The organism is Nitrospina sp. P1_D6, from assembly GCF_052156615.1.
In the GTDB taxonomy this organism is placed as follows: Bacteria; Nitrospinota; Nitrospinia; order Nitrospinales; family Nitrospinaceae; genus Nitrospina.
In genome coordinates this window covers 163,310-182,652 of sequence record NZ_JBQKUN010000001.1, presented here as the reverse complement: position 1 = coordinate 182,652, position 19,343 = coordinate 163,310, and the positions used below count along the sequence as shown (strand labels likewise).

Below are 19,343 nucleotides of genomic sequence, written 5' to 3'. Positions count from 1 at the left end.
AAACTTTTGGACGAGTCATCGATATTACCCCGGTCCGTCATACTGATCACTTTACTGGGGCTTTCCGGATTCTTCGCGGCGTGCGAAGCGGCTTTCTTTTCCCTCAACACCGCTCAAGTCGCCTCTCTCAAAGACCAACACGGACGGACAGGGAACCTGGTCAGCGACTTGCTGCAAACGCCCCGCGAACTGCTTATCACCATTTACATCGGCAATGAGCTGGTCAACATCGGTGTGTCCGCACTGGCCACCTCCATTGCCCTGACGATTTTTGGCGACATGGGTGTCGCCATCGCCATCGGGATCGGCACCTTCCTCATCCTGCTGTTCGGTGAAATCCTGCCGAAATCCATGGCCCTCAACTTTGCGGAGCGGTTCGCCCTGCTCGCGGCCTTTCCCCTCAAAGTGTTCGCTTACCTGGTCCAACCCATCCAGAAGCCTTTCGTGCGCTTTGCCCAGAAAGTCATCACCTACCTGGGCGTCCCGACCTTTGAAGAAGAAGGCATCATCACCGATGCGGATTTTCGCGCCATGGTGAAGATCGGCGAGGGCGAGGGCATCATCGACGCCGAGGAAGGCGAACTGATTCACAACGTCATCGAGTTCGGGCAGAAGACCGTGGGGGAGATCATGACGCCCAAGATCGACATGTTCTACATCACGGTGAACCAGAAGATGGACGAGATCCTGCCGCAGATCATCGAAAACTTTTATTCCCGTGTTCCGGTTTTCGAAGAGGACGAAGAAACCCTGGTCGGTGTGCTGTTGACCAAGGACCTGGCCAACTTCCGGCAACTGCCTCCGGAAAAATTCAATCTCAAAAACATCGCCAAGCCGGCACTCACCGTGCCCGCGTCCAAGAACCTGAAAGACATGCTGAAGAATTTCCGCAAGTCGCAACGCCACATGGCCATCGTGCTGGACGAATACGGAAGCATCGACGGGCTGGTCACACTGGAGGACGTCCTGGAGGAGCTGGTGGGTGAGATTGACAGCGAGATGCGCCGGGAGGAAAGCTTCATACACAAGATCACGGAAAAACGGTACCGCCTGAATGCCATGCTGAGTATCGAGGAGTTCAATAATTACTTCACCACCTCGTTGCCCGATGAACAGTTCAATACCATTGGCGGTTTTGTATTTGGCCTGTTCGGCCGCGTTCCCCGCTCTGCGGAAACCATCAGTTTCGAGCGTTTCAAATTCCGCGTGGAGAAGATGAAAGGAGCGCGTATATTGAGCCTTCACCTCACCGTGACCGCCACGAAAAAGCCCGAACCGAATACGGTTGAAGAGGAGGCCGCAGGCTGATGGACCTGGGAACCACACTGCTTCTGGTGGGCGTGTTCATTTTGCTGGAAGGTTTTTTCTCCGGTTGCGAGATCGGCATGATCTCCGTGAACCGCATTCGCATGGAACAGCTCGCCGGCGAAGGGGTGCGATCCGCCCGCCTCATCAACAAGCTCCTGCAAACACCCGAACAACTGTTCGCCATCACCTCGCTCGGAACCAATGTCTGCGTGGTCAGTTCCACCGCCGTCTTCACGAGCTACCTGGTCACGACATTTGGAAGCTGGGGGGATTTTCTTTCGATGCTCATCATCTCCCCGTTCATCCTGTTCGCCGGGGAAATCATCCCGAAGCTCATTTTCCAGAGTCGTTCCGACGCCATCATGTCGGCGATGGTGTATCCGCTCAACATCGTCGGCAAAATCCTGGCACCGTTCAACGCGATGTTCACTCACCTCAATGCGTTCATCTATAAAAAAATCCTCCGGCAATCGGATGTTCCCAGCTACACGAGGGTGAGCCGCGAACAGATCCGCCACATCTCGCATCCGGAGTCGAACACCTCCGAGCTGGAACCGGAAGAACGGGTGATGATTCACCGGATTTTCAATTTCAGCGAGCTTACGGTGGAGCAGTGCATGGTGCCTTTGATCCAGCTCTATGCCATTTCGGACACAGCGACGGTGGAAGAAGCCAACAAGCTGGCCATGGAATCGGGTTTTTCACGCCTGCCCGTATTTCATGAACGAATGTTCAACCTGATCGGTATTCTCAATACCTTCGACCTGTTAACGATCCCGCCGGACAACAGTCCCATCACCGACCTGATCCGCCCGGCGTACTACATCCCACCCAACAAAAAACTCGACGACCTGTTGAAGGAACTGCAACAACGCGGCCTTCACCTGGCGATTGTTGTGGACGAACACGGCGGGTGTGTGGGCATCATCACCATTGAGGACCTGCTGGAACAGATCGTCGGAGAAATCGAGGACGAGTACGACGAGCCGCCGAAATATTACGAAAAATACGATGAAGACGGTTACCTGGTGCAGGGAGACATCGAGATCGCCATGCTCAACGAGGAACTGGACCTGGATCTGCCCGAAGGCAATTACGAAACGGTGGCGGGACTGATGATCGACAGGTTGGAGAAAATTCCCGTCGCAGGCGACCAGGTGATCGTTCAGGACTGCCGTTTGACCGTAAAAGAGGCGAGCAAGCGCAAAATCAATTCCGTCATTCTGCGCAAACTGCCGCCGGACTTCGACGCCGAAACGCAGAACGGCGAAAAGACGGGCAACGGCCAATCAGGATCGGCCGCTTCCAAAGAAAATTCCGCAGCCGTTTCGGATCCCGTTCCCCCAGCCGATACGGCTTCCATGGAAAACGACACCCCTCCCAAACAAAGCAAGACGAAGAAATCGTTTTTTTCCTCGTCCCGTTCCTGAGCTCAGAACCGCCGCATCCGTCGGATTTCCTTGTACGCTTCCTGCAACTGCAAAAACCGGATGTGCGCCAGCTCCACCTCCTCCCCTCCCAGGTGGGCCACGCGATCGGGATGATACTGCGCGGCCATTCGGCGGTACGCCCTTTTGATTTCCTCATCGGTTGCGGAAACCGGAACGCCCAGAATACCGTACGGCGTCACCAGGCTGTCCAGTGAAAACTGCTCCCGGATGCCGTTGTGCCGTTCGTGAGATATTTCCAGCAGGCGGGCCAATCCGTTGATCTCCTTTTGAGTTTCTTCGGAGAGGGAGTTTTCCACCAGCGCCACCTGGTAGGCAAGCGTTAAAAGAAGTGCGCGGTATTTGGATTCAGAAGATTGCTTGTACTGCTCGACGATCGGCTGCAGGTCGGGATTTTTTTCGTAAGTATCGCGGATAACACGATTGATGCCGTCGAAGTCCCCTTCGCGGTAATTGAGGTTGCGCACAAAAAACCGGTAAATGGTTTCCACCTCGCGTGGTAGAAGAGCGCCCTTGATCATGGCAATCTTCGTCATCACCACAATGATGCAACCCACGAACACCGGCTCGTTCTTCACCCCCGGCAGGCTTTTCCGAACCAGTTTCTGAAATTTTCTGGACAGGAAATGCTGGGCCACGCCGCCCACCACTGCTCCCAGCGGCCCACCCCGCAAAAATCCCAATCCGGCACCAAACAACCACGACATAGAATCGTTTCACCCGTAAATCGATCGATTGAACTTCAGGCCCTGTATCACCATACAATAACCCGCCTTCCATTTTCACTTCAAAACGCGGAAGGCTTGATTGAGACAGGGGATACGGGTACCCTTGTCCTTCTTTAAAATTCAATCCCCCTCAAGTGGAGAATGCGAATGGTCAAACACATCGTCATGTTCAAACTGAAAGAAAAAACCCCAGAGAATGTGGACGCTCTGGTGGAGGCGCTGAATGGCATGCAGGGCCAAATTGATACCCTGCGGTTCATAGAGGTCGGACGTGACTTTAAAGAGTCGGAACGGTCCTTTGACGTGGTTCTGACAACACACTTTGACGACAGGAAGGGGCTGGAGTCCTACGCCCGGCACCCGGTGCACCAGCCGGTCATTCAACTTGCGCGGGAGCTCTGCCATCCCACGGTTGTCGTGGATTATGAAATTTGAAAAAATCCCACCATATGGCGGAAACCCGGAAAATCCGTATAAGGTAAATAAAATCTTGTACTTTGAGGCCACCAGTGATACCCTTTTTTCGCTTTTATGTACACATTTACTGTTAATCAGCCAATCAGGCTGTAAGAAAAAGTTTGAGTTTGCAAGGCAATCAGAGTTAAATAGGCAATTTCTAAAGCGGAACCACGTGTCAAAAGGATTTCTTTTTCAAAACACGTACCCACACCTCTACAGAAACAGGAGACTGCGCGGTGGCTGTTAAAAAGAAAAAATCTGCAAGCCCAAGGAAGGCAGTGGTGAAGAAAAAGTCCTCGGGATCGAAAGCCCGGGCCAAGACCAAAACCAAAGCCAAAACCAAGGTCAAGTCGAAGGTCAAGTCCAAGGCTAAGAAAAAATCGACGCCAAAAAAGAAAACCGCAAAAAAGAAGACAGCGGCAAAAAAGACAACCACCAAAGCCACGAAAAAAACCAAAGCCAAGGTAAAAAAAACATCCACCAAAGCCAAAAAAACAACCACCAAAAAGGCCGCTCCGGTAAAGAAAAAAGTCGCTCCCAAAAAAGCAGCTGCCGCCGTACCCACACCGACCCAAAGGAAAGTGAAATCCCCGGCTAAACCGAGACCGGCTCCTGTTGTGGAAGAACCCGTGGAAAAGCCGGTTCACAAGGAGCCGCCGCCGCGAAACCTCGATCCAATCATCCTCAAAATCCGCTCCCAATTAATCCAACAGCGCAATGAACTGATGACGATGATCAAGTCGTCTCAGGAGGTAGAGCGAAACATCGGCGAGATCACGTTCAGCAATGAGATCGATCTGGCTTCCAGCCTGGAAGGCCGGGAGATGGCGTTTCAGCTTTCCAGTCGCGAGCGCAACGAGTTGAAGCTGATTGAAGAGGCATTATTCAAGATGGCAAAGGGAACCTACGGGGTGTGCGAGGGGTGTTCGAAAAACATTCCGGTCAAGCGCCTTCAGATCATGCCGCTGACGCCGCTTTGTATCGAGTGCCAGGAAAACCTGGAAGTCTCCTGAGTCCTGCTCTCGGTCCAGCCGTCACTGGCCATGGCACTTTTTGTATTTCTTTCCGCTTCCACAGGGACAAGGATCGTTCCGGCCGACTTTTTTATCATCCCGCCGAACCGGTTCGGTTTTACTTTCCCCTTCCCCCTCACCGCGGTGTTCGCGGACTTTCTGGGCTTCCCGTTCCTGATTTTCTTCCAGCGTGGAAACCGTCTCCTTGGTGATCTGGGCCTTGAACAGGAACTCACAGATTTCTTCCTTGAGGCGAAAGGTGGTTTCGCTGAATAACTGAAACCCTTCCTTCTTGTATTCATTGAGCGGATTTTTCTGTGCATAACCACGGAAGGCGATGGCTTCTTTGAGGTGATCCATGCCAAGGAGGTGTTCGCGCCACAAATTATCCAGAACCTGAAGCATGATCATCCGTTCCGGGTAGCGCATGTATTCCCCACCCACCTGCGCTTCCTTGGCTTCGTAACGCTCGATGGCCATATTGAGGACGGTTTCCTGCAGTTGAGCGGCAGTACAATGCTCCAATTCCAGCCGGGTCTTGCCGCAGACTTCCAGTTCCTGATCGCTGGCTTTGGTGATTCCCACGCCGAAAACCCGGTCGGTATAATTGTGGACCTGCTCGATGTCCCATTCTTCCGGATACACCCCCTCCGGGCACATCTCGTCAATGCGTTCGCCCAGCACCTCATCGGCCATGTCAAACAGAAGCTCCTTCTGGTTGGCCGAAGTGAGGATCTCCCGCCTCAAGGTGTAGATCACCTCGCGCTGTTTGTTCATGACATCGTCGTACTGTAAAAGATGCTTGCGAATTTCGAAGTTGTGGGCCTCCACCTTGCGCTGTGCATTTTCGACCGCCCGCGAGACCATGGCGTGCTCGATGGGCTGACCGTTCTCCATACCGAGTTTGCCCATCAAACCGGAAATGCGGTCGGAACCGAAGATGCGAAGAAGATCGTCTTCCAGGGAAAGATAAAAACGCGAGGAACCGGGGTCCCCTTGTCGGCCGGAGCGGCCGCGGAGCTGGTTGTCAATACGGCGGCTTTCGTGGCGTTCGGTGCCGATGATGTGCAGTCCCCCCAGACCTGGCACGCCTTCCCCAAGAACAATATCGGTACCGCGGCCGGCCATGTTGGTGGCAATCGTCACCGCTTTCTGTTGTCCCGCCTGCGCAATGATTTCCGCCTCCTGTTCGTGGTGCTTGGCGTTCAGAACATTGTGCGGCACACCACAACGCTTCAGGTGCTTGCTCAACAGTTCGGATTTCTCAATGGAGATGGTCCCAACCAGGGCCGGACGTCCTATTTCGTAACATTCCTGGATTTCCTCAATAACCGCATCGAACTTTTCCTTTTCGGTGCGATAGATGAGGTCAGCCTGATCGTCGCGCACCATGGGTTGATTGGTGGGAATCACGAGAACCTCAATGCCGTAGGTGGAATTGAATTCTTCGGCTTCCGTGTCGGCGGTGCCGGTCATGCCTGCCAGCTTGTCGTACATGCGGAAGTAATTCTGGAATGTGATGGTGGCGAGAGTCTGGTTTTCATTTTCTATCTCGACACCTTCTTTCGCCTCCAGGGCCTGATGAAGTCCGTCACTGTAACGCCGTCCCGGCATCATGCGCCCGGTGAATTCGTCGATGATGACGACCTTCCCGTCCTTGACAACGTAATCGACCTCATTCTTGAACAGTGCGTGAGCCTTCAACCCCTGGTTGACATGGTGCAGGATGTCGATGTGTGACGGATCGTAAAGGTTGTCAATGTTCAACTGCTTCTCAACCAGTGAGATGCCGTCGTCGTTGAGCGCAACGGAACGGGCTTTTTCGTCAACCGTGTAGTGAGTTTCTTTTTGAAGTTTGGGGATGACACTGTTGATGACGTAATACTTGTCGGTGGATTCCTCGCCGGGACCGGAGATAATGAGCGGCGTACGCGCCTCGTCAATAAGTATGCTGTCCACCTCGTCCACGATAGCGAAATTCAGTTCCCGCTGAACGTAGTCCTCCGCCGCAAACTTCATGTTGTCGCGCAGGTAATCGAATCCGAACTCATTGTTGGTCCCGTAGGTGACATCCGACGCATAGGCTTTTTTGCGGTCCTCCTCAGACATGTCATGGTAGATCACGCCCACATCCAGACCCAGCCAGCGGTAGACGGTGCCCATCCACTCCGCGTCGCGCTTGGCCAGGTAATCGTTGACCGTAACAACATGAACTCCGCGCCCGGTGAGTGCGTTGAGATAAACCGGAAGCGTCGCAACCAGGGTTTTCCCCTCACCCGTTTTCATTTCGGCGATTTTGCCCTCGTGCAGGGCGACGCCCCCAATCAACTGCACATCAAAATGACGCATCTTGAGAGTGCGCCTGCTGGCCTCTCTGACTACGGCAAACGCTTCGGGAAGAATTTCATTCAAATCCTCGCCGCCTTTGAGACGTTCCTTGAATTCCTGGGTTTTCGCCTTTAACTGGTCGTCGGACAGGTCCTGGATGCTGGGCTCCAGTTCATTGATCTGGTCCACGTAAGACTGGATCCGTTTTAATTCCCTGTCATTGCGGGTACCGACAATTTTTTTTATCAGTCCTAATACCATTGGCGTTTTCGTCCTGTTCGGGTTCGAATTTTGATGAACAGATTAACATAAAAGGCCCACGGACTTCCTCAGTCTTTCGACTGCGCGGGGCCAGCGGCGGGAAATGCCTGTCATAAAATAAGGTGGACTCCCGTGCAGGCTGCACGGGGTGCGTCACACCAAGAGGAAATGAAACGAGTGGAGCCGGAAGACGGGTCAGCCGGATCAGTCTTCCAGAATATAGTTCCGCGGGTTTACCGGAATCCCGTCCACAATGATTTCATAATGGACGTGGGGACCCGTGCTGCGGCCGGTGTTGCCTACCAGCGCGACCAGGTCGCCGCGCTCAATCTTGTCACCCACTTTAACAAGGTTCTTGGAGTTGTGTCCGTAGCGGGTGATCACGCCATAACCGTGATCGATCTCGATCAGGTTACCGTAACCGTATTGCCGCCCGGCCGTAATGACCTTGCCGTCGGCAGTCGCACGGATTTCGGAACCCTTGCGGGAAGCAATATCCAGTCCTTCATGTTTTTCGGGAAGGCCGGTAAACGGGGATTTTCGATATCCAAAACCGGAAGTCACCCAACCGCGTGTCGGCCAGATGGACGGGGTGGATGCCAACAGCGACCGCTGGTTCTTGAAAAATTCGTCCAATTCCTGGAAGCTCACCTGGCGCAGTTTCGCCTGGCTGGTAAGGATATTCAGGTCCCCTTCCAGACTGTCAAGCATGGCCTGCACTTCCTTATCCAAAGCAGTGCGTATGCTGTGATTGGAGAGACCGTGGGGTCCACCGACACCCCAGTTTTCATCTCTGGGCTTGGAATCCTTGTCGAGAGCGGTGATGATGCGAAGCTTTTTCTCAAAGTTTTCGAGCCGGGACATTTCGGTTTCAAACGTCCGTACCCGCTTCCCGAATTTTTCTATCTGCACTTTCTGGATTTTGCTTTTGCGCTTCAGTTCGGCCAGTTCCACCTTATCTTCGCGGAACTGGAGAAACTGCTGGGTCAGATACGCGAACGCACCCCCAAACCCCACTGCCAACACCAGGCTCGTGTACAAGGCAACTCTGGCAAATTTTTTGGGAATCTGGAATCGTTTGGGTTTTTCGGTGGCTTCGGGAAAAACCACTATGGTGTAGACTTCTTTATCCACCATACCTCCTTTTTATTTTTACTTTTCAAGCCCTTAAGCGCAGAAAGCCCCTCTGCGGACGAAATCGTCTCAAGGTTAATTGCTTACTTCCTTTGTTGTCAATGGTTTTTGAATATCGGCGATCCTTAATCCTTAGCGGATAAAACCTAACAAACATAAATTCAAAAACTTATCAAAAATATGGGATCAGTTATTTTTTTCTTCCAAAGCCCGGATTTTTTCCCGTGCCTGCAGGTGGTTCGGATTGATTTTTAAGACCTCCCGGTATTCCGAGTGGGCTTCCTCAAGGGCCCCGGTCTCCTCCAGAAGCAGTCCCAGGCTGAAGTGCGCCGCGACCACCCCGGTGATGTGGTTGATTTCTATGTAAACCTGTAGCATTTCACGGGTCAGTCCAATGGCCTTATGTTTGTTCCCGCCGGCGTATTCGCTAAAACTTTTTTGACGAAAGTTTTGCGCCATGACCAAACCGTACTGCTTCGCCACCGCTGTATTGCCGGACTTAAGATGATACCGGTATTCGTTTTCAAATTGCCGGGGTGTTCCCTTGCGCTGATAAATCATTTTGAGGTTGCGGAAAAACATCACTTCAGAAGGATGCAGATCGATCGCACGTTTCACGTATTTCACAGCGGTTTCGTAATCTTTCAACTGCGTCAACGCCGCGCCCAGAGCGTTCCAGGCCAGTGCGAGTTTCGGGTCCAGTTCCACCGCGCGTTCCAGGGGGCCTTTCGATTCCGAATACCTTCCCATCTGGTAATAGGTGTACCCCAGCCCATACCAAGCCGGCGCGGCTTTGGGATTGTCATTCACGAACTTCTGAAAGAACACCTGCGACTCGTCAAGTTGGTTCCCAACCTGGTAAGCACGAACAATGCCCCGCACCGCATAATGGTTGTGCGGTTCCTGCCGCCAGATATTGCGAAAGGTTTCGAGAGCCTGCGCCGGTTTTTTTCTTAGAAGATAAATCTCTCCTTTCTGCAAGGGGGACAATTGATCCCACTCCATATGCGGCGACTGGGCTTCAATCGGGACGGTCCATACAAAAATTGCAGTGAGGAGAAATGTGAGTGCGGGTAATAAAAGGCGACGTGGGTGGGATTGAATCATGAAAGGTTCCGGATCAGGCTTCAACCATGGGGGCCTCAAATTCATGATGGGCCAGGTTTTCAAAGCGGGTGAATTCTTTCAGGAAGGCAAGCTTGACTTCTCCGATAGGGCCGTTTCGTTGTTTGCGGATTAATATTTCAGCCTTGCCTGCATCTTCCGAACTCTCATTATAAACTTCATCCCGATATATGAAGGCCACGACATCGGCATCCTGCTCAATGGATCCTGATTCGCGGAGGTCGGACAATAAGGGCCGCTTATCCGTCCGGCTTTCCACTGCGCGGCTCAACTGGGAAAGCGCGATGATGGGAACGTCCAACTCCTTGGCGAGTCCTTTCAAGCCACGGCTGATTTCGGAGATTTCAAGTTGACGGCTCTCTGTCTTCTGGATGCCATGCATGAGTTGCAGATAATCGACTATGACCAGCCCCAGGTTGTGTTCGGCCTTCAAGCGCCGGGCGCGGGCGCGCACATCCAGTGTGCTGACCTGCGGACTGTCGTCGATAAAAATGGGAGCCTCCGAGATGCGCCCCGCCGCGGCGGTGAGATTCGGCCAGTCCTCGCGCGCCAGAAACCCGGTGCGCAGTTTCACGGAACTGACGCGCGCTTCGGAGCACAGCATGCGCATGCCCAGCTGTTCCTTGGACATCTCAAGACTGAAAATGGCCGTTGGCACTTTTCGTTTGCTTGCGGCAAAACGGGCGATGTCCAGCGCGAAGCTGGTTTTGCCCATGCTGGGCCGTCCCGCGATGATGATGAGATCCGACCGCTGCAGACCGGAGGTCATGTGATCGAGATCTTTGAACCCGGTCTCGATACCGGTGATCATCCCCGGGCTTTCAAACAGCTTCTCGATGGAATCGAAACTGCTCTTGATGATTTCGCTGATGCCGAAAAACGTCCTGCGGGTGCGGCGCTCGGAAATCTGGAAAATCGATTGTTCCGCGCGGTCGAGAATCACTTCCGCGCCGTCGGAATCCTCGTAACTGTGGGTGACGATTTCAGTCGCGGTTTCGATGAGATCGCGCAGGATTTTCTTTTCACGGATGATGCGCGCATGGTAGCCCATGGCTTCCGCCGTCGGTACCAGGTTCTCGAGAAAGTCGAGGTAATCGAGGCCGCCCACCTGGTCCAGGGCATGGTCCCGCCGCAGGCGATCGGCCAGGGTGAGAATGTCGATGGGTTCGTTGTCCTCGAACAGGCCCTGCATGCCACCGAAGATTTTCCGGTGCGCGGCCTTGTAGAAATCGTCCTGGCCGATGATTTCCAGGGCACGGGCGAAGACGTCGTTGGAACCGAAGCAGGCGGCAAGCACATACTGCTCCGCCTCCTCGCTGTAGGGAGGAAGGCGCCTCAGGGAAATATCAGAGACATCCGGCATGGGCGGTTCCGGTTCGAGTGTTGGGTGAAGGCCCGCCGGGGCGGCAAAACGCCGCTTCAGGCGGATTCGGTTTCGGCCTGTTCAGACGTGGCGGTTTCTTCTTCCGTATCCGCCTTGGGCTCTTCTTCCGCGGATACGGTGACGTGAATCTTCGCCGTCACTTCCGGGTGCAATTTCAGGGGAACCTCAAACTCTCCCAGCGCCTTGATCGGGTCGCTCAACTGAATCTTGCGCCGGTCGATCTGCACGCCCTGCGCTTCCACAAGGTCCGCGATTTCCTGTGACGTGACGGAACCGAACAACTTGCCCTGGTCGCCCACTTTCTTGCTGACCTGGATGCGCAGTTTGCCGATGGCTTCCGCCTGGGTTTCCGCCTCCCCTTTCAGCTTTTTCAGTTTGCGCTGGATGATTCCCTTGTGGTGTTGGAATTCCTTGACGTTGTTGGCCGTTGCCAGAATCGCCTTGCCCTGCGGGATGAGGTAATTGCGGCCGTAACCGTCGCGCACTTCCACCTCATCGCCGAGGTGGCCCAGCTTTTCAACTTCTTCCAAAAGTAAAAGTTTCATCGTTTGATTCACACTCCCTGATTGACACAACGCAATAATAACAAATTTACCCTGAAGATTTCGGTTTCAAATCGTCTCATCCCAGCGGCCCGATGTCATCGTCCTCATCGGATTCCGGTTCCGGCAGTGGGGTGCGGATTTTTCGGAAATCCACCCAGATATCGAACAACCCCAGTCCACCGACCAGCCCGATCAACAGCGGCTGGGTGAAAATCAGCAAAAACGCCAGGTACCAGAAAAACTTCGGGATGCTTTTCTCTTTCAATATATGCAGGAAGATGGCCAGTCCCTGCAAAAAATACAGCCCGCCCAGCACAATGAACAAATTCAGTCCCAGTGCCTGCAGGTACCCCTCTCCCAGAACCGCGCATCCGGTACCGACGATGAAGAACCAGACCCAGTTGTCCGGGATCATCAGCCGGGTGAGATCGGCATTTTCAAACAGCCCGCCCAGCCTGTAAAACCGGAGCCACACCCAGCGCACTGCCAGGTAATTGAGCGTGGTGGCGAACAGCGAACCGATCGCCAGCAATGCCGGGAACGACAGCGCGAACATGTGAACCACGCGGTCGGCCATCTCCTCCAGCATCTGTTTGTTTTCCGGTTTTCCGTCCGCCCCTTCGAGGGACTGGATGTACTGGTCCGCACCCTTCCGGAATTCCTGCTCGAACAGCTGGGTCAGAGACAACTCCTGGCCCGCAGAGATCACGAGGATCATCATTGCCGACAGGGCGATCGATCCCAGCGCCGCAAACAGCACACTGCGCTGAAAGGGAAAACCCAGCCGCACCGTCTCACCGAGAATGGCCGCGACCACGGCGTATTCCGTGACGAACAGGATCGCCTGCTTCATCCCCATCATCATCAACACCGCGACGAACACAAGCGCGATGGAGACCAGCCCCACCTGTTTGCCGTAACGCAGGTAAATGAGGATCAATGGCACCGGGACAAAAATGCCCCCCACCACGCCCAGCGGCGGCACCAGGGTTCCCAGGAGCAGAATGACCAGCAGAATCCCGAAGGGCAGGAACAGATCCCTGGGTGTCAGCGGGTCATTCACAAATCAATGCTCGACCGTGAACGGTAACAGCGCGATATTGCGCGCCCGCTTGATGGCGGTGGTCAGTTGTCGCTGGTGCCGGGCACAGTTACCAGAGATGCGGGACGGCACGATCTTGCCCCGCTCCGAGATCAGCGGCTTCAACAGTTTGATGTCGTAGAAGTCGATGTGCTGGATCTTCTCGGCGCAGAACCGACAGATTTTCTGTGAAAAGAATGCGCGTTTTTTTGGTTTGTTCATGATTTTCTGGCTACCTTTGTTTTCAATTTATTCGAATGTCGTTGTTCAGAACGGGATATCGTCTTTCACGCCCATGCCGTCTTCTTCCTCATAGCTGTCCATGCTGCGGCCCCCGCCGCCGCCCGGTTTTCCAAGGAATTGCACGTTGTTGGCCACCACGTCCAGCTTGTTGCGCTTCTGGCCGTCATCCGTTTCCCAGGATCGGAACTGAAGGCGGCCTTCGATCATGACCTGGCTGCCCTTGCTGAGGTACTCGACGCAGTTTTCACCCTGCTTGCCCCAAACGGTGATGTCCACGAAGCAAACTTCTTCCTTGTTTTCGTTGCCGACCTTGTACCGGCGGTTGACCGCCAGGCCAAAGCTGGCAACGCCGGCTCCACTTGGGGTATAACGCAGTTCCGGGTCGCGGGTCAGGTTGCCCAACAGGAATACTTTATTCACACTGGCCATAGGTGATGTCCTTCCAAACGATTCAAGACGGTGCCGGCGTCCGGATCAGGATGCGGCTGGAGCGGCTTCCTTTTTGGGTTCCTTTTCCCCTTCCCCGCTGGATGGCTTGGACTCCTCGCCCTCTTCGCCGGATTCCGTTCCCCGGCTCATGGCCCGCTCGAGTTCCTTTTCATCAAGCACGATCACAAGAAACTTGATGAGCACATCCATCAGCTTGTACTCTTTTTCAAGAGCGGGAATTTCCCCGGCGCCGCAGGTGTGGTAAATATTGAGGTAATAACCGAATTTGTTCTTTTTGACTTTGTACGCGAGGCGTTTTTTGCCCCATTTTTCCAGCCTCAGCACTTCCCCGCTGTGTTTCTGGATGAGGGCGGTGATTTTTTCGACGGCCTGATCGACATGGCCTTCGTCGAGATCAGGTTTCAGAATCAGGACAGACTGATAGCTTCGCAATTGAGACCTCCTCATGAGTTATAGCCCCGGCGCGTCGGCCGGAGCGAGGATGTGGGTAAGATAAAATTTGGTAAATACTGTCACAACAAGGCCTTAAAAGCAAGGGGAAAACCCCCGTTTCCGGCCCCGGAGGGCACATCATGAAATGGACCGTTAACCGGATTGCCACCCTCTGGCTGGGCCTCATTCTGGGGCTGGTGGGTTTTTGGAGCGGCTGCGACCTTTCCCTGCCTGAACCTCCCCCCGATGCCCTCAGCCCGTACAACACGGTGAAAGTGGGCTGGGGACCTGTCTTTCTGGCTCACGGCGATCTCAACCGCGACGGCAATCAGGACCTCGTGGTAGCCAACTCCAAGGACCACACCCTCACCTTCCTGTTCGGCAGGGGCGACGGTACCTTCGAATCGCCCCAGACCCTCCAGGTACCCGTGGAGCCGTCTCACATTGTCATCACCGACATCAACCATGACAATACGCCGGACCTGCTTTTCAACAGCGAAGGCGGCGAAGCGTTCCAGGTCCTTCTCGGCAAAGGCGGGGGGACATTTTATCCGATGCAGTCGGTGCCGACGGGCCCGGTTCCACTGGCTCTCATCGTCGGGGACTACAACGGCGACGGCCACAAGGACGTGGCGGTGACCCTGACATTCAGCAAACTGGAACTGCACTTCGGTACCGGGGACGGACGCTTCAAACGCGGAGAGACTTACGAGACCGGATCGCGCTCCAGCTCCGGGGTGTCGGGGGACTTCAACGACGACGGGATCGAGGACATCCTGCTGGCCGTGCAGTCCAGCAACGCCAGCTCCATCCGCATTTTCACCGGCAGTTCCAGCGGCACCTTCCGGCAAAGCGAGCGGATCGCCCAGGGACTGCGTTGCCTCACCCTGGTGAAAGAAGACATGAACGGGGACGGCCTGTATGACCTGGTCGCCACCTCCGCCAAGGGCGACAACCTGTATTACATTCCGATGGGAACCAACGGCAAGTTTGGCCGCCCGGTGTCCTTTTCAGGCGGCGGCGGACCGGTCTCCCTCGCCATCGGTGACTTCGATGGCGACCATCATAAAGACGTTGTGGTGGCCAATTCCAGGAGCAGTTCCTTTTCCCTGATCACACGCCACCCGAACGGCGCATTCCGCTTTCCGGTACGCGACTACGTCACCGGAGGCACGCCGCTGGCGATCATCAGCACCGATTTCAACAACGACGGGTTGGACGACGTCGCCGTTGTCAGCAACACGGAAGGGACGGTGGATATCTTTCTGGGGCGCGGCGTCATGAAATGAACACGGCATCTCACTGCGAGAAACTGGGAGCCGCGGCGAGCTTGCGCCAGTCGTTGAAATGGTAATAGACCAGCCCGCCTTTCACCGGACGGATCTTTTTGTATTCCTCGCTGCCGTCGGGCCGTTTCTCGACAATGACGATTTTCTTGTCCAGCAGGAGCGTTGATTTTCCCGCAAACAAAAACGTGTAGGGTTGATCAGCGGCAATGATGCGATGCAACCGGTGCGTCATCTGTTCCTGCACCTGCTGGTCGTACTCGCGGCGGATGGCGACGATCAGGCGGTCGGCTTCGTCGTTTTTATAACCAACGAAGTTGAGCTGCCGCGGGTGCGTCTGGCTGGAATGCCACAGTTGATACAGGTCGGGATCGAATCCCATGCTCCATCCCAGGATCAGCGCATCGAACTTGAGCGCGTTGACGAAATCTTTCAGGAACACCGCCCATTCGAACAACTGCGTGTTGCACTTGATGCCGAGCTTGCGCCAGTTGTTCTGCACGATGGTCATGATGTTTTTCCGGATGGGGTTGCCGTGGTTGGTGATGAGGTTGAACTCGAACACCTTGCCATCCTTCTCCAGCCAGCCGTCGGCGTTTTTCCTCCAGCCCAGGCCATTCAATATTTTCAGCGCGCCTTCCGGGTCGTACGGAATCGGGTTCACCGATTCGTCATACCATTGCGTGCCTTTGGCAAACGGTCCCGTCACCCGCTCCGCCTGGTTGTACATGACGTGTTGGATGATCTTGTCCACGTCGATGGCCATGCCGAGAGCCTTCCGCACTTCGGGGTCGGCGAACAGCGGCTTTCGCAGGTTGTAACCGATGTAGGAGTAATTGTTGCCCACCGTGGAGATGCTGTGGAACTTGGGATCATCCTTGAGCCGGACCACCTGGTGCGGCTGGACGTTGTAGTTGTCGGCCGCTCCGGCATAGAACTCCATCTCCTGCGTGATGGCATCGGGGATGATGCGCATGACATACTCGCCATACTCCGGCGGGCCCTCCCAATAGTCGTCGTTGCGCGTCAGGCGAATCTCCACGTCCCCTTCCCAGTGTTCGAACTGGAATGGCCCGGTGCCGATGGGATGCCGGTTGAAAGCGCTGTCCCGCATGGACAGGTTTTTGATTTCCTCAGGGGTTTTCCCCGCCGCCTCCGCTTCTTTTTTGAGGACTTCCGCGTTCAACAGGTGCTCAGGCAAAATGCCCATCATCCAGGATGTGATGGCGGGCGAGAACAACCGCTTGTACACGAATTGAATTTCGTACGGACCCAGCACCTCGGCGGTTTTGACGGGTTCGTAATCCGAGGTTCGCGGTGAGGCGTTATTCGGGTTCATCAGCGCCCGGTAGGTGAACAGGACATCCCCGGAATCGAATTCATGTCCATCATGAAAACGAACTCCCTTCCGCAAGTTAAAACGGATGACAGGGTTGTGCTCCTTAACCGGCATAATTTCCGCGTGATGCCGGGCCAGCCGCTCCGCTTCTTTCGTATCACCCGCTTTCACAAAACGCTCGTGGGGATACTCCGCGAACAGGCTGTCGCCAAACAGCTTTTCCAGCGGGACGAAAAAATGCTGGTCCACGTTTTTCAATTGGAAGTGAATGCGCGCCGGTCGTTTGATCTGATAACGCACATCGGTCATTTTGGGGAATCCGTTTTTCATGACCCGATTGCCGTCCGCTCCCAGTTCCGGCAGGGAAAGCGCGTCGTCGATACGCCGGGCGGGTTGAACGGTGACCGACTTGATGTTCTCCCACCACGCTTTTTTATCCTTGGTGCTTTCGCGGATGAATTGAATCCAGTCTTGCGGCGTGTCGAGCGTTTGCCTTCCCACACGAAAACCGGGAAGGATCTGCAGGTAGGCGTTTTCAAATATAACCCAGTCCGTCGCCAGCCGGCCTCGCAGGTTGAGCTGGTCGTCGTAATCGATCAATCCGTCAAACACGAAGCCGTTGATACGACTGCTGGCCGTGTCGGCGCTGAGGATGGGGTTCAGGATTTCCGCGTCGCCGATCGATGTCTCGATGAACTGGCGCAGGCGTTCCGGGTTGCCGGCCGCCTGTTTGTCATAAGTGGGCACCCAGAAATACGACTGAAGCAGAAGGAGGACGACCAGCAGGGGAAGAAAAATTAGAATGCGTTTGGTCCACATGAGGCCGGCTCAAAGGAAGAATAAATATTCACAAATCCTTATCTTTACAATAATACACAGCGGCCGGAAATTTCAAAACCGGATTGTTTGTTGAGTGCTGGCTCGCGGTTTTCGTTTGGGTTGAAGGAACCCGCGCCCTCCCTGCAACACCTTGCCTTTATCCTTGCCGGTGTTAAAATCCACCTGTGCTTGAATCGTCCTCCGCTCCAGAATGCCGGATTTGCCAGGCCCCCTCTCCCGAGTTTTACCGGGATGAACGGGTTTTCCATAAATGTCCCCAATGCTGGTACATCTTTACCAATCACCTGCCTTCAAACGAGCTGGCTGAGAGGCATTACAAGATGCAATGGGACGATCAGACAGAGGATTTGTTCAAAAACCAGGCGGATGGGGTGTTGCAGGTTCTGCGAGAAATGGGCATCCCTCATCAACGTTTGCTTGATTTCGGATCGGGGTCGGGAGCGTTGACACGGGAACTGCAAAACCGGGGCTACGATGTCACCGCTCTGGACCCGATGGAGCACGGCTTCCTGAAAGAGCAGAACTACCCCCGTCCCTTCGACGCGGTGGTTGCGGTGGAGGTCATAGAGCATTTGCCCAACCCTCTGGAAGAAATCCGAGATATTGTGAACGTCATGGTTCCCGGAGGGGTGGCGGTATTTTCAACAGCGATGACCACGGAATTCGTCGAACGAGCGGACGCTACATCCCACTTCGGGAACTGGTGGTACAAGGATGATCCCACCCATATCGGGTTTCTCTGCGAGCGGACGGTTGCGGTGATAGGCGGCCTCGGCCAATACACCATGGGCGTTGTTGGCACTCAAATGTTCACGCTGCAAAAATGAGGGGTGGCTATTCCCGGATCTTTCTTATACAATGGCCGTTGAGTGCTTCCGAAATACAAAACCGGATCCCTGTGGTTCCCGCGCATACTGTCCGGCTTCCCACTTGACAAAGTTTAAGAATCGGTATATTCACTCAATACCCTCCGGTATTTGCCGGTGTGTCCTTTTGTATTATTGCGGGGTGGAGCAGTCCGGTAGCTCGTTGGGCTCATAACCCAAAGGTCGCAGGTTCAAATCCTGTCCCCGCTACCAAATAGAAAAGGAGCAAGGAAGGCTTCCTTGCTCCTTTATTTTTTACCCACCGGACCTTGAAAAATTACCGGGTTGGTTTCTGCTTTTGAGTATGGGAACCGCCGGATGTTCAAAGGGTGGGTGGAAATGAATGTAATTACCGGCCTGTTTCCAATCTTTGGGAAAAAGGGGCCATTTTTTGGGGCTTGACGGTCCCTTGAAATACTGATAACTTCCCATATCTAAAAAGGTTATCAGTATTTTTCTGAGGAAGCCCAGTTGCGAAAGCAGGTTGGGGTGCTTCCTGTTTTTCGAATCCGGGGTTTCCCTGCAAAAAAATATATAAAAGGGATTGAAATTTCAATTTCAGCGGTTTAAGGTAAGGCCTGCGTTTCTGAAGTAAGCCGGAACCCACTGCCCAAACAGAAAATACTCAATTCCTCCTTATCACAGGGATTAATCTTCGGTTATAAATTTTTTCTATCTAACTAATTAATTAGAGGAAGACAGCCGATGGCAACAATCATTACTGATGAATGCATTAACTGCGGTGTGTGTGAGCCGGAATGCCCAAACGCCGCCATTGACGATGGTACCAAGGGAGGGATCGATTTCTACTACATCGATCCGGAACTGTGTACCGAATGCGTTGGTTTCCATGGTGAGGAAGCCTGCCAGGAAGTTTGCCCGGTAGACTGCTGCATCCCGGACCCGGACCGCCGCGAATCCGAAGAGCTTCTGCTTGATCGTGCCCAGCAGATCCACCCGGACCAGACGTTTCCGGCGCTCGACGAATTGAGCGCAGAGACCTCCCTGTTCCGCAATCCGGACCGCAAAAACGCACATCTGGAACAGTAATCCAGCCGAAATTTAAGGCCCCT

General features: G+C 54.2%; 19 protein-coding genes and 1 tRNA gene. 8 read left to right on the top strand and 12 right to left on the bottom strand.

Annotated features, from left to right (window positions below; translation table 11 throughout):
• The first annotated feature begins 6 nt into the window (after positions 1 to 6).
• Both ACTRXA_RS00820 and ACTRXA_RS00815 read left to right on the top strand, forming a co-directional pair.
• Positions 7 to 1,308, top strand: a complete 1,302-nt coding sequence (locus ACTRXA_RS00820) for a hemolysin family protein (RefSeq protein WP_442425308.1) — start codon at positions 7 to 9, stop codon at positions 1,306 to 1,308.
• Positions 1,308 to 2,738 carry a hemolysin family protein gene (locus ACTRXA_RS00815; protein WP_442425307.1) on the top strand — a complete coding sequence of 477 codons (1,431 nt, stop codon included), beginning with the start codon at positions 1,308 to 1,310 and terminating at the stop codon, positions 2,736 to 2,738. The genes ACTRXA_RS00820 and ACTRXA_RS00815 overlap by 1 nt, the downstream gene beginning before the upstream one ends.
• Before the next feature lie 2 nt (positions 2,739 to 2,740).
• Here ACTRXA_RS00815 and ACTRXA_RS00810 read toward each other — a convergent pair whose 3' ends face one another.
• The gene (locus tag ACTRXA_RS00810) at positions 2,741 to 3,463 is read right to left on the bottom strand and encodes a DnaJ domain-containing protein (protein WP_442425306.1); all 723 of its coding nucleotides are present in this window, start codon (positions 3,461 to 3,463) and stop codon (positions 2,741 to 2,743) included.
• A gap of 162 nt (positions 3,464 to 3,625) precedes the next feature.
• Here ACTRXA_RS00810 and ACTRXA_RS00805 point away from each other — a divergent pair, with 162 nt between their 5' ends.
• The gene (locus ACTRXA_RS00805) at positions 3,626 to 3,919 is read left to right on the top strand and encodes a Dabb family protein (protein WP_442425305.1); all 294 of its coding nucleotides are present in this window, start codon (positions 3,626 to 3,628) and stop codon (positions 3,917 to 3,919) included.
• Positions 3,920 to 4,118: 199 nt separating this feature from the next.
• Here ACTRXA_RS00805 and ACTRXA_RS00800 read toward each other — a convergent pair whose 3' ends face one another.
• On the bottom strand, positions 4,119 to 4,508 hold the full coding sequence (locus ACTRXA_RS00800; protein WP_442425304.1) for a hypothetical protein: 390 nt from the start codon (positions 4,506 to 4,508) through the stop codon (positions 4,119 to 4,121).
• 64 nt (positions 4,509 to 4,572) lie between these two features.
• Here ACTRXA_RS00800 and ACTRXA_RS00795 point away from each other — a divergent pair, with 64 nt between their 5' ends.
• Positions 4,573 to 4,956, top strand: coding sequence for a TraR/DksA family transcriptional regulator (locus ACTRXA_RS00795; RefSeq protein WP_442425303.1), 384 nt, complete (start codon positions 4,573 to 4,575; stop codon positions 4,954 to 4,956).
• Between the two features lie 21 nt (positions 4,957 to 4,977).
• Here the strand turns inward: ACTRXA_RS00795 and secA are convergent, their stop codons facing one another.
• The 9 genes from secA to rpsF form a co-directional block, all read right to left on the bottom strand.
• Complete coding sequence (secA, locus tag ACTRXA_RS00790) at positions 4,978 to 7,545, bottom strand: preprotein translocase subunit SecA (protein WP_442425302.1); 2,568 nt, start codon at positions 7,543 to 7,545, stop codon at positions 4,978 to 4,980.
• Between the two features lie 204 nt (positions 7,546 to 7,749).
• A complete protein-coding gene (locus ACTRXA_RS00785) occupies positions 7,750 to 8,682 on the bottom strand; it encodes a M23 family metallopeptidase (protein WP_442425301.1) in 933 nt (310 codons plus the stop codon).
• Positions 8,683 to 8,865: 183 nt separating this feature from the next.
• A complete protein-coding gene (locus ACTRXA_RS00780; RefSeq protein ID WP_442425300.1) occupies positions 8,866 to 9,786 on the bottom strand; it encodes a tetratricopeptide repeat protein in 921 nt (306 codons plus the stop codon).
• 13 nt (positions 9,787 to 9,799) lie between these two features.
• Positions 9,800 to 11,167, bottom strand: coding sequence for a replicative DNA helicase (gene dnaB / locus ACTRXA_RS00775; RefSeq protein WP_442425299.1), 1,368 nt, complete (start codon positions 11,165 to 11,167; stop codon positions 9,800 to 9,802).
• Positions 11,168 to 11,223: 56 nt separating this feature from the next.
• Positions 11,224 to 11,733: a 50S ribosomal protein L9 gene (rplI, locus tag ACTRXA_RS00770; RefSeq protein ID WP_442425298.1), complete on the bottom strand. Its 510-nt coding sequence runs from the start codon at positions 11,731 to 11,733 to the stop codon at positions 11,224 to 11,226.
• A gap of 76 nt (positions 11,734 to 11,809) precedes the next feature.
• Complete coding sequence (locus ACTRXA_RS00765) at positions 11,810 to 12,796, bottom strand: DUF2232 domain-containing protein (RefSeq protein WP_442425297.1); 987 nt, start codon at positions 12,794 to 12,796, stop codon at positions 11,810 to 11,812.
• 3 nt (positions 12,797 to 12,799) lie between these two features.
• The gene (gene rpsR / locus ACTRXA_RS00760; RefSeq protein ID WP_442425296.1) at positions 12,800 to 13,036 is read right to left on the bottom strand and encodes a 30S ribosomal protein S18; all 237 of its coding nucleotides are present in this window, start codon (positions 13,034 to 13,036) and stop codon (positions 12,800 to 12,802) included.
• Between the two features lie 45 nt (positions 13,037 to 13,081).
• Positions 13,082 to 13,486, bottom strand: a complete 405-nt coding sequence (locus ACTRXA_RS00755; protein WP_442425295.1) for a single-stranded DNA-binding protein — start codon at positions 13,484 to 13,486, stop codon at positions 13,082 to 13,084.
• A gap of 45 nt (positions 13,487 to 13,531) precedes the next feature.
• Complete coding sequence (gene rpsF, locus ACTRXA_RS00750; RefSeq protein WP_442425294.1) at positions 13,532 to 13,939, bottom strand: 30S ribosomal protein S6; 408 nt, start codon at positions 13,937 to 13,939, stop codon at positions 13,532 to 13,534.
• 140 nt (positions 13,940 to 14,079) lie between these two features.
• Here rpsF and ACTRXA_RS00745 point away from each other — a divergent pair, with 140 nt between their 5' ends.
• Complete coding sequence (locus tag ACTRXA_RS00745) at positions 14,080 to 15,228, top strand: FG-GAP repeat domain-containing protein (protein WP_442425293.1); 1,149 nt, start codon at positions 14,080 to 14,082, stop codon at positions 15,226 to 15,228.
• A gap of 10 nt (positions 15,229 to 15,238) precedes the next feature.
• Here ACTRXA_RS00745 and ACTRXA_RS00740 read toward each other — a convergent pair whose 3' ends face one another.
• Positions 15,239 to 17,383 carry an ABC transporter substrate-binding protein gene (locus tag ACTRXA_RS00740; protein WP_442425292.1) on the bottom strand — a complete coding sequence of 715 codons (2,145 nt, stop codon included), beginning with the start codon at positions 17,381 to 17,383 and terminating at the stop codon, positions 15,239 to 15,241.
• 341 nt (positions 17,384 to 17,724) lie between these two features.
• On the opposite strand from ACTRXA_RS00740, the gene ACTRXA_RS00735 reads away from it, so the two are divergent.
• The 3 genes from ACTRXA_RS00735 to ACTRXA_RS00725 all read left to right on the top strand — a co-directional run bounded on the left by ACTRXA_RS00735 (position 17,725) and on the right by ACTRXA_RS00725 (position 19,320).
• Positions 17,725 to 18,231 carry a class I SAM-dependent methyltransferase gene (locus tag ACTRXA_RS00735; RefSeq protein WP_442425291.1) on the top strand — a complete coding sequence of 169 codons (507 nt, stop codon included), beginning with the start codon at positions 17,725 to 17,727 and terminating at the stop codon, positions 18,229 to 18,231.
• Positions 18,232 to 18,406: 175 nt separating this feature from the next.
• Positions 18,407 to 18,483, top strand: a tRNA-Met gene (locus ACTRXA_RS00730).
• 492 nt (positions 18,484 to 18,975) lie between these two features.
• The gene (locus tag ACTRXA_RS00725; RefSeq protein WP_442425290.1) at positions 18,976 to 19,320 is read left to right on the top strand and encodes a YfhL family 4Fe-4S dicluster ferredoxin; all 345 of its coding nucleotides are present in this window, start codon (positions 18,976 to 18,978) and stop codon (positions 19,318 to 19,320) included.
• The last annotated feature ends 23 nt before the right edge of the window (positions 19,321 to 19,343 follow it).

Excerpts from the sequence above, each read along its gene's own strand:
- ACTRXA_RS00780 (WP_442425300.1), bottom strand. The coding sequence starts at position 9,786 with ATGATTCAATCCCACCCACGTCGCCTTTTATTACCCGCACTCACATTT.
- ACTRXA_RS00735 (WP_442425291.1), top strand. The coding sequence starts at position 17,725 with ATGCAATGGGACGATCAGACAGAGGATTTGTTCAAAAACCAGGCGGAT.
- ACTRXA_RS00740 (WP_442425292.1), bottom strand. The coding sequence starts at position 17,383 with ATGTGGACCAAACGCATTCTAATTTTTCTTCCCCTGCTGGTCGTCCTC.
- ACTRXA_RS00755 (WP_442425295.1), bottom strand. The coding sequence starts at position 13,486 with ATGGCCAGTGTGAATAAAGTATTCCTGTTGGGCAACCTGACCCGCGAC.
- ACTRXA_RS00745 (WP_442425293.1), top strand. The coding sequence starts at position 14,080 with ATGAAATGGACCGTTAACCGGATTGCCACCCTCTGGCTGGGCCTCATT.
- rplI (WP_442425298.1), bottom strand. The coding sequence starts at position 11,733 with ATGAAACTTTTACTTTTGGAAGAAGTTGAAAAGCTGGGCCACCTCGGC.
- secA (WP_442425302.1), bottom strand. The coding sequence starts at position 7,545 with ATGGTATTAGGACTGATAAAAAAAATTGTCGGTACCCGCAATGACAGG.
- ACTRXA_RS00815 (WP_442425307.1), top strand. The coding sequence starts at position 1,308 with ATGGACCTGGGAACCACACTGCTTCTGGTGGGCGTGTTCATTTTGCTG.
- ACTRXA_RS00785 (WP_442425301.1), bottom strand. The coding sequence starts at position 8,682 with ATGGTGGATAAAGAAGTCTACACCATAGTGGTTTTTCCCGAAGCCACC.
- ACTRXA_RS00725 (WP_442425290.1), top strand. The coding sequence starts at position 18,976 with ATGGCAACAATCATTACTGATGAATGCATTAACTGCGGTGTGTGTGAG.
- ACTRXA_RS00810 (WP_442425306.1), bottom strand. The coding sequence starts at position 3,463 with ATGTCGTGGTTGTTTGGTGCCGGATTGGGATTTTTGCGGGGTGGGCCG.
- ACTRXA_RS00805 (WP_442425305.1), top strand. The coding sequence starts at position 3,626 with ATGCGAATGGTCAAACACATCGTCATGTTCAAACTGAAAGAAAAAACC.
- rpsR (WP_442425296.1), bottom strand. The coding sequence starts at position 13,036 with ATGAACAAACCAAAAAAACGCGCATTCTTTTCACAGAAAATCTGTCGG.
- dnaB (WP_442425299.1), bottom strand. The coding sequence starts at position 11,167 with ATGCCGGATGTCTCTGATATTTCCCTGAGGCGCCTTCCTCCCTACAGC.